Source organism: Microbulbifer mangrovi, assembly GCF_002009015.1.
GTDB lineage: Bacteria > Pseudomonadota > Gammaproteobacteria > Pseudomonadales > Cellvibrionaceae > Microbulbifer > Microbulbifer mangrovi.
Map to the genome: position 1 here is coordinate 1 of NZ_LZDE01000224.1, position 10,136 is coordinate 10,136.

The 10,136-nt window shown below is 56.1% G+C and carries 5 protein-coding genes; 4 read left to right on the forward strand and 1 reads right to left on the reverse strand.

Annotated elements, in window-relative coordinates; translation table 11 throughout:
• Window positions 1-122: 122 nt before the first annotated feature.
• Window positions 123-1,646: a UxaA family hydrolase gene (locus B4U49_RS02955; RefSeq protein WP_078083086.1), complete on the reverse strand. Its 1,524-nt coding sequence runs from the start codon at window positions 1,644-1,646 to the stop codon at window positions 123-125.
• Window positions 1,647-2,031: 385 nt separating this feature from the next.
• Here B4U49_RS02955 and B4U49_RS02960 point away from each other — a divergent pair, with 385 nt between their 5' ends.
• The 4 genes from B4U49_RS02960 (at window position 2,032) to B4U49_RS02975 (ending at window position 10,070) form a co-directional block, all read left to right on the forward strand.
• Window positions 2,032-2,799: a FadR/GntR family transcriptional regulator gene (locus B4U49_RS02960; protein ID WP_239692450.1), complete on the forward strand. Its 768-nt coding sequence runs from the start codon at window positions 2,032-2,034 to the stop codon at window positions 2,797-2,799.
• Between the two features lie 265 nt (window positions 2,800-3,064).
• Complete coding sequence (locus tag B4U49_RS02965) at window positions 3,065-4,504, forward strand: glycoside hydrolase family 28 protein (RefSeq protein WP_078083089.1); 1,440 nt, start codon at window positions 3,065-3,067, stop codon at window positions 4,502-4,504.
• A gap of 242 nt (window positions 4,505-4,746) precedes the next feature.
• Window positions 4,747-7,389: a TonB-dependent receptor gene (locus tag B4U49_RS02970; RefSeq protein WP_078083087.1), complete on the forward strand. Its 2,643-nt coding sequence runs from the start codon at window positions 4,747-4,749 to the stop codon at window positions 7,387-7,389.
• Window positions 7,390-7,556: 167 nt separating this feature from the next.
• Window positions 7,557-10,070: a glycoside hydrolase family 88 protein gene (locus B4U49_RS02975; protein WP_204902972.1), complete on the forward strand. Its 2,514-nt coding sequence runs from the start codon at window positions 7,557-7,559 to the stop codon at window positions 10,068-10,070.
• Window positions 10,071-10,136: the final 66 nt, after the last annotated feature.

Consider the following 10,136-nt stretch of genomic DNA (forward strand, 5'->3'; position numbering starts at 1 on the left):
TCACGGCGGTTTTGAAAACAGATTCCCGGTGCCTTGCCGCCACAGAGCTCGCTTCAATGCACCCATACCACTAAACGAAAAAACCGGCACAAAGCCGGTTTTTTACATTGACGAGCGGGTTTTTAAACAACCGCCCCAATATGCCAAGGCGCAAACTCGTTATCACCGTAATCGAGTTTTTCACTGGCACTCTGCTCTCCAGAAGCAATCGCCAGAATGTGTTTGAAAATCATCTCACCACATTCCGCGACGGTGTAGCGCTTGTCCAGGATGCCGCCGCAGTCGATATCCATATCCTCGCGCATACGCTCGAACAGATTGGAATTACTTGCCAGCTTGATACTGGGTACCGGCTTACCGCCGAAGGCGGAACCGCGGCCGGTAGTGAAGCACACCACATTCGCACCGCTGGCTACCTGGCCCGTCACAGACACCGGGTCGAACCCGGGGCTGTCCATAAACACCAGGCCTTTCTTGCGCACCTGCTCCGCGTACATGTAAACATCTTGCAGCGCAGTGGTGCCGCCCTTGGCTTGGGCGCCCAGAGACTTTTCGGCAATCGTTGTCAGGCCGCCGGCCTTGTTGCCTGGTGAAGGGTTGTTGTTCAACTCGACACCATTCATCCGGGTGTAGTTTTCCCACCATTCGATACGATCAACCAGCTTCTGTGCAACTTCCGGAGAAGCGGCACGGCGTGTCAGCAGGTGCTCCGCACCGTAAATTTCCGGGGTTTCGGAATAAATAACGGTGCCGCCGTTGCGCACCAAGATATCTGCTGCTGCACCCAAGCCCGCATTCGCGGTAATGCCGGAGTAGGCATCGCTACCGCCACACTGTACCGCCAGCGTGAGTTCGGAAGCCGGAACTGGCTCGCGCTCACAAGCGTTGGCCGTGGGCAGCATTTCTGTCAGTCGTTCGATGCCGGATTCAATCGCAGCGCGGGTACCGCCCTGCTGTTGAATCGTCATTACCTGAAAGTTGTCGTCTTCCTGTAATCCGGTTTCGCGCATCAGGCTGGTGATCTGCATGGCTTCACAACCGAGGCCGATCAGCAGAACACCGGCAAAGTTCGGGTGGGCAATATAACCGTGCAGGGTGCGTAGCAGAGTCTGGTAGCCTTCACCGGAAGTGGACATGCCACAGCCGCTGTCGTGGCCCAGTGCCACGATGCCGTCGATATTGGGGAAGTCACGCAGTTTTCCGCTATCGCGGAAATGGGAAGCAATGGCCCGGGAAACGGTAACCGAACAATTTACAGTGGAGACAACGGCCAGGTAGTTACGGGTGCCCGCTTTACCGTTCGGTCGGCGGTAACCCATAAAAGTGGCGCGTTCTTCCGGTGCCACCAGCTCGGTGGGAACATAATCCCGACAGAAGTCGTGCTCCACCGTGTGGTTGCCCGCTTCCATATTGAATTCGTGCACATGTGTGCCGGGAGCAATATCCTCCCGTGCAAAGCCGATAACCTGGCCGTACTTGATGACCGCTTCACCGGCTCGGATTGCGCGCACGCAGACCTTGTGCATCGCCGGGACATCAGTCACCAGCGGCATCATGCTGCCGCCCCAGTTAACCAGCGTACCGGCGGGTAGGGGCACCTTGCTCACGGCGACGTTATCGTCGGTATGTATATGAATGAGATCCATCTTGTCCTGACTCCGCTAAATTCGGACTCGCGGTCAGTTGTCGTTATGATTGGTTGCAATCTAACACTATATTGGTAAGGCCGCAATCGTAAGGATAGTAGAATTTGGTAAGACTGTAGTGGCAAGTTCCGTGTTGTGGTGGTTAAACCCGTTCTGTTAGACTGCACGATCGGTTTTCGCATAGGAGATCTATATAGGGAGCCTGTTTTGGCGCCGGTACATATATAGATGAGTACTGACCAAGGGGATGTGGTCAGGTTGCGGGGATCCCTGAGGGTAGCGCGGGGCCGGTGCAGGAGCGGTGGTCCTGGTGGTCTGGTTCGAGCGTCAGTCTCGGGTTGCATGACCCCCGTGCGCGGAGCGATAGCGAATTACAGAAGAACAGATGCTGTTACAAATGCAGGAGAGTGCCTCAATGCAGGGTGCCAGACTTTATCAACAGGTAGCCGAGAAATTGGCTGCCGCCATTGCCGCCGGTGACTATCCGGCCGGTACGCGTTTGCCGGCTGAGCGCAAGCTCGCCGAGCGGTTCGAGGTGAGCCGTCCCACCGTACGTGAAGCCATTATCGCCCTCGAGTTGGCGGGCTGCGTGGAAGTGAAAGGTGGTTCCGGCGTGTACGTGACCGACACCGAAGCCAGTGCCTTTTCTGCCGGTGAAAGTGATATCGGCGCATTCGAGATTCTGCAGGCGCGCATGATGTTTGAAGGTGAGGCTGCTGGCCTCGCTGCGCGCGAGATGAGTGACGCTGAGGTCACAGAGCTCGCGGCCATCCTGGATGAAATGGTGGCGGAAAACGCTTCTGAATCGACTGCCGAAGTGGCGGATGAGAAATTCCACCTGCATATTGCCCGTTGTACCCACAACGACGCCGTGGTGTCTGTGTGTGAACATCTGTGGAAGCTGCGTAACCACTCTTCTGTCTCCGCGCGCATTCTGGAGAAGGTGCGTCAGGCCGGCTCCAAGCCGCGTATCGAGGAGCACCGTCGTATTCTCGAGGCGATTCAGGATCGCGACCCCGATGCGGCGCGCAATGCCATGCGCGATCACCTGCAGCGCGTGGTGCAGCAGCTTCTGGATGCCACCGAAGCGGAGGCCCTGGAACAGGCCCGTCGCGAAATGAGCGCCGCCCGGCAGAGATTTGCCCTGCCCTGACCCCTTTGATTGCTCTGCATTTTCTGAAGCCGGCCACTGCGCCGGCTTTTTTGTGCCTTCTTTTTGGTCGCGGTGAATCGAATTGCTGCGGTACCTACGTACTATTTACGCCCCCGGTGTGACCAGCTGGTTGTTGCCCTTAAAAAATTGGTATGACAGTATTGGCAAGATTTTTTTGACTGGTCTTGCCGCAGCCTTGGGTGGGACCATAGCGATGATTTCTGTCCCCATAAGCCAGTACAACAATAAGCCTTGGGAGGTATTTATGACTGGACTCAACCGGCGAGTATTCCTGCAATCCATGGCGGCCGCAGCCGCGGTGCCAGCTTTCACCGGTTTGCTGCCCAATGCGGTAGCCATGAGCCGTCCGCCCAAAGCTCAGTACAACGGCCCCTGGGCACGGGTGCCCAAGATCCTTTCCGCGATCAAGCTGCCGGCTATTCCGGCACGCGACTTCAATCTGAAAGAACTCGGCGCCAAGGGCGAGGGCGAGGATGCCAGCGAGTTCTTCGCCGCTGCTGTTGAAGCCAGTCGCAAGGCGGGCGGTGGTCGTATCGTGGTCCCGGCGGGTAAATACCGCACCGGGCCCATCCACCTGGTTTCCAACACCGAGTTGCATGTGGAAGAGGGGGCGGAAATCCACTTTATTCCGGATCCCGAGCGCTACCTGCCCGCGGTCAAGACCCGCTGGGAAGGGATGGAGATGATGGGCTACTCGCCGCTGATCTACGCCCACCAGTGTGAAAACGTCGCCCTTACCGGCAAGGGGCTCATCGATGGCGGTGCCGACTGCGACACCTGGTGGCCGTGGAAGGGCAAAAATGGCAAGTGCGACAACAGTTCCAACGAAGGGGATACCCAGCACCCGGCCCGCGCCAGATTAATGGAAGAGATGGAGGCCGGGGTTCCCGTAGCCGACCGTCACTATGCCGAGGGCTCTTTCCTGCGTCCGCCGCTGGTGCAGTTTTACGAGTGCAACAATGTGCTGATTGAGGGGGTCACCCTGGAGAACTCCCCGTTCTGGGTGATTCATCCGGTGCTGTGTGAAGGTTTGACCGTACGCGGGGTGACGACAAGAAGCCACGGCCCCAATTCCGATGGCTGTGACCCGGAATCCTGCAAGAACGTGCTGATCGAAGATTGCCTGTTCGATAACGGCGACGACTGCATCGCAATCAAGTCCGGCCGCAACGCCGACGGTCGCCGGGTCAATGTGCCCACCGAAAACGTGGTCGTACGGAATTGCCAGATGCGCGACGGTCACGGCGGGCTGGTGCTTGGCAGTGAGATTTCCGGTGGTGTGCACAACGTGTTCCTTGAGGACTGCGTGATGAGCAGTCCGCACCTCGAGCGCGGCCTGCGCATCAAGACCAACGCCATGCGTGGCGGCAATATCCACGATATCTATGTGCGTAACCTCACCATCGGCCAGGTGAAAGACGTCATTGTGATCAACTTCTACTACGAGGAAGGTGACAAGGGCGACTTCGATCCGAATGTGTACAACATCCAGGTCGAGAACCTGATCTGTAAGGAGGCCAATCGCGCCTTCCATATTCGCGGATTCGAACGGGCCCCCATTCGCGGTCTGCAGATTTCCGACAGCCGCATTGACCAGGCTGCCTCTCTTGGTGTGATTGAGGAGGTGACTGGCCTGACCGTATCCAATGTCTCTATCAATGGTGAGGCCTTCAAACCGAGCTGATCAGGTGGGGCTGAAAAGCCCCCGTTAAGACGGCCAGCGTCTGCCGAAGCGCGCTGGCTCTGCGCCGATTGGCGCGCTATTCTACAAATCGACGAAAAATAAGCCGGAATGATCGCGGAATTGGTCTGCCAAAAGTTGCCAGTTGGTAATCCGTGTGCGAATATCGGCATGCTTTGATAATAAGCGGTAATACCAAAAAAGGTTTTACCAAATATAAAAGACGATAAGCGGAGATGAGAGTCATGAAGACCTTCGAGCTGAAACCACTCACTCTTGCGATGGCCATTGTTGCGGTACCGGCCTTTGCCCAAGAATCCAATCAAGTCGGCGATGCCGCTCTGGAAGAAATCACTGTAACCGGTAGTTACCGTGACAGCCTGTCCAAGGCGCTGGACCAGAAGCGTGATGCCGTAGGTAGTAAAGACGCCATCCTGGCGGAAGACATTGCCGACTTCCCCGACCTCAACCTGGCAGAATCCCTGCAGCGTATCCCGGGTGTAGCCATTACCCGTGATGCCGGTGAAGGTCGTAATATTTCTGTACGTGGCCTGGGTGCACAGTTCACCCGCGTTCGTATCAATGGTCTGGAAGCTGTATCCACCACCGGTGGTGCCGACTCCTCCGGAAGCACCAACCGCAGTCGCTCGTTCGACTTCAATACCTTCGCTTCTGAGCTGTTCTCCAACCTGACCGTGCACAAGACTTCTTCTGCTGATCTGGATGAAGGCTCCCTGGGTGCGACCGTCGACCTGAACACCGGCCGCCCGCTGGATATGGCCGAAGATTTCACTTTCGCGGCAAATGTTCAGGCAGGCTACAACAGTCAGTCCAAAGAAGCCGATCCGCGTACCTCTTTTCTGGTTGCCGGCCAGAACGAAGCGGGGACCATCGGCTGGTTGGCCACTTATTCCCAGTCCAAGCGTAATGTTCTGGAGCAGGGTTTCTCCAGTGTACGTTGGACCGCGAGCGAAGAAATTGCCAACTGCTCGGCCTGTGCCGACGACGCTGAGCTTGCTGCTCTGAACGAGGGCTTCTTCCCGCGTATTCCGCGCTATGGCAAGTTCACCCATGAGCAGGATCGTCAGGGCTTTACTGGTACCCTGCAGTTCCGTCCGACCGATCGCACCGAAATTCTGGTGGATTACCTCACTTCCACCTACGATGCTACTCGCGAAGAAGAATTTGTATCTGTTAGCCTTAAAGACAAGGGTAACTTTCCTGAGTTTGACGTAACCGACTATGTGATGGACAGCAATGGCACCATCACTTCGATGACCGTAAATAACTACGATCTGCGTGTTGAGCACCGTTTTGATGAGCTGGAAACCAAATTTGACCAGTTCTCCATCCGCGCTTCCCACGACTTCACCGATCGTCTGCGCGGCGACATGGTCTGGGGGGCGTCCGAGTCCAACTTTAATAACCCGATTCAGACCACTGCCATCGTTGATGCCATCGATGTGCAGAATGAGTTTACCTACAACGCTACCACTTCCGCCGGTACCATCGATTTCGCCGATTTCGATACCGCTAACCCGGCAAACTATGATTTTGTAGAGCTGCGTCACCGTCCGAATTCCGTCGATAACACTTTCGACACCGTTGCGTTCAATCTGGAATTCGACCTGACCGACACTTTGACCCTGAAGGGCGGTGCGTCTCAGAAGAGCTTTGAGTTTGACGTCGCAGAAAACCGCGCCGGACCCAAGTTCCAGGATATCCGTGCGACCGCTCTCCAAGGCAGCACTACCAGTATGAACGGCATCACCTGGTTCTCTCCTGACGTGCAATCAACACTGGACACATATCGCGCTGAAGTTGATGCGAGTATGTCACCCCGCCTTCGCGATATTCGTAACGTACAGGAAGATGATACTGGCTATTACGCTCAGCTGGGTTGGGACACTGAAGTCGCTGGCCTGCCGCTGCGCGGTAACTTTGGTGTGCGTCAGGTAACCACTGAAGTGGCATCAACTGGCTTCCAGGAGCTGGGCGATGACGTTGTAAAAGTAGTTGTTACCAACAAGTACACCGATACTCTGCCGTCTCTGAATCTGGCGCTGGACGTGCATGAAGACATGGTTGTGCGCTTCTCTGCGGGTGATGTCATGTCCCGCCCTGGGCTGACTGATCTGACACCCGGTGGTTCTATCGATCAGTACAACGGTGTTGTGAGCTACGGTAACCCGAAACTGGATCCGTTCCGTGCGCGCGCTTACGACCTGTCCTACGAGTGGTACTTCAGCGACGACGCGGTGTTCGCGGCAGCTTATTTCTTCAAAGATGTAGATACCTTTGTCAAAAAAGATACCTTTGAAAATCAGTCTTGGGCGGATACCGGTCTGGACGCCTCCCTGTTGACCGATGAAGGCACCTACGACGAGACCGACCAGTGGTCTATCAATCGCAACTTCAATGGCGAAGGTGGTGACATCTCCGGCATTGAGCTGCAGTACCAGCAAGTGTTCTTCGATAACTACGGCTTGATCTTGAACTACACCTACGTAGATTCAGAGATGAACCACGGTACAGCAGAAGATCCGAGCTACGGCCCGCTGAACAACCAGTCCAAGAACTCGTACAACGCTACCGTTTACTACGAGAACGAAGATTGGAGTGCGCGTCTGTCTTACGCAGCGCGAGATGATTACAACACCAGGGCGCAGGACAAAGGGCGTAACGGCAACGATATTGAATACACCGAAGGTACTTCCAACGTGGACTTCGTAGCCGGTTACAACCTGAACGATAACTGGAAGTTGAGCCTGGAGGCGATCAACCTCACCAACGAGCCTAACCGTCAGATGATCGATAGCGCTGGTCGTATCGTGGTTGATCACACTTACGGTCGTCAGTACTACGTAGGTGCTCAGTACAAGTTCTGATCTCACAGGATGATTAAGAGCTGAAGTAAGCGGCCGGGTGCAGGGATCTGCTGGTGGAAACACCGGCACAGGGATTCGAATTCGCACCCGGCCGTTTTTCGATTTATCGGCAGTCAAAATTTGATTGCCAGAAAAACAGAATAAAACCCGACTTCGTGGAGACCTCTGTGAAACTGTTTGACCAGTCCAAAAGCAAGCTGGGCCTGAATGCCATCGCATTTGCGCTGACTGCGGCTACCCTGGCCGCATGTGGTGAAAAAGCCGCTCAGTCCCCGGAAGAAACGGCTGCACCTGCAGCAGAAGCGGGAAAGCCCAGCGCCATCGCAACCCTTGAGCTTTCCAATCCCTCAGCCTTCCCGCGCCTGGACGAAGCGGTTTACCTCAGCTACTACGAACTCGGATTGAAAGCCGGTTTTGCTTCACCCATCGCGGTGTGGAACCAGGCTGAGCAGATTCCCGTACAGGCCATCGACAAAGACACCGATGGCAGCAAGGACGGCATCATCTTCACCGTAGATGTGGCCGTTGATGAAACGCTCAAGCTGCGCATTGCCAAAGCCGATGCGCCCGCAGATTCCGTGGCCAAGCGCACCCAGGCAGAAATCTCCCACAAGGTGGGCGGTGAGTGGAAAGAGCGCGAATATCTCGGCGGCAGTTTCCAGAACGTCAGTAACCTGGATGTGCCCAAAGAGCACACTGACCACTCCTGGTATATCCGCTACGAAGGACCGGGTATCGAATCCGATCTGGTCGGCTACCGCGTGTACCTGGACTGGCGCAACGGCTTTGACATTTTCGGCAAGTCGACCCAGGAGCCTGTACTGCAGGGCGTGGGCCAGGACGGTTTTGATTCCTACCACGAGCCCGCAGACTGGGGCATGGATATCCTGAAAGTGGGCAGCGCCGTCGGTGTTGGTGGCTACGGCTACTGGGATGGCGAAAAAGTCATTCGCGTGAGCGATGTGCAGGACTGGCGCGCGGAGATTACCGAAAACGGTGACCTGTATTCCGCCTTCAAGATCGACTATCTCGGCTGGAAACCGGTTGAAGGTGTCGCGACCGACCTGAGCGCACAGCTTTCCATGCATGCGGGCAGCCGCCTGGTGGAAGTGAACGCGAAAACCAGCGAAGAGCTGGACAACCTGATTGCCGGTATCGTGAATCACAAGGGTACCGAGCTGATTGTGGGCGACATGGATATTACCGGCCACGCCTACACCTATATCGGTACCTACGGCCCGCAGAGCCTCGACGGTGCCAACCTGGGTATGGCGGTGCTGGCCAAGCGCAAGGCGATCAAGGAAACCACCAGCGACGAGCACAATCAGGTGGCCATCCTGAAGCCGGCGGACAAAGAAGTTCAGTACTACTTTGTTGCCGCCTGGGCCAATGAAGTCGAGAGCCGCCACGGCCCGATTACGACCAAGGCCGAATTCGAAACCTATCTGGAGCAGGAAGCAGAAAAGCTCACCATGCCCCTGCGTCAGCGCCTGACTACTGCAGCGAGCGCAGCAGAAACGGAGCAACCATTATCTGCTGATGTAGCACTGGACTGGAGCAAGCGCCTGGCGGATTCCGAGCTGGAGCGCAAAACCCTGGATTACCGCTTTGGCGGTTACGACCATATCCGCAAGCGCCCGTCTTACTTTGAATACACCACCGGCATGGTCATGCAGGCCTACGACGAACTGAATCAGGTGGCGCCGGAAGCGCGCTACGCCGATGCCGTTCAGACCGTGATGGGTTCCTTCGTCAATGAAGACGGCTCCATCAATGGTTACGTGCAGGAAAAGTACAATATCGACAGTATTCGCGCCGGTACCATGCTGCTGCGCATGTACGAGCGCAACAACGATGCAAGCTACAAGAAGGCGGTCGATACCCTGTTCGAACAACTGGAACATCATCCGCGCACTTCCGCCGGTGCTTTCTGGCACAAGAAGCGCTACCCCTACCAGGTGTGGCTCGACGGGGTCTACATGGGGATTCCGTTCCTCGCCCACTACGAACAGTTGATGCACGAAAAACCGAATGTTGACGAGGTGCTGGCCGAGTTCAAACTGGTCAACGAAGTACTGAAAGACCCGGAGACCGGTCTGTTCTACCACGCCTGGGATGAAAAACGTCAGCAGGAGTGGGCCAACAAGGAAAGCGGTCTATCCGGATATCACTGGGCGCGCGGTATGGGCTGGCTGGCCATGGCGCTGGTGGACGTACTGGACTTTATTCCAGAGGAAAACGCCGAACAGCGTCAGTACCTGCTGGACATGATTGCCGAGATCGCGCCGGTCATCGAAAAGTACCAGGACCCGGAGACCGGTACCTGGTGGCAGATTATCGACAAGCCCGGTGAGCGCGGTAACTACCGCGAGTCCACTGCCAGCACCATGTTTACCTACTTCTATGCCAAGGCGCTGAACCAGGGCTACCTGCCCAAGGACAAGTACCTGGCTACCGCGAAAAAAGCCTATCAGGGCCTGCTGGATGAGTTTGTTCAGGTACACGCCGACGGCACCATCAGCATCACCGATATGTGTCAGGTGGCTGGCCTGGGCTTTGGCCGCGACGGCAGCTACGAGTACTACATGAGCGAGCCGATCTACGACGACGACCCCAAAGGTACTGCGCCGTTTATTACTTCCGGCGTTGAGATGTACAAGCTGTTGAAGTCCGAATCTTAAAATTTACCTGAAGGTTCGCGATGCCGTTTACTGGTGCTGTGGCGGTTCTGCTGGCCGGCGCCCTTG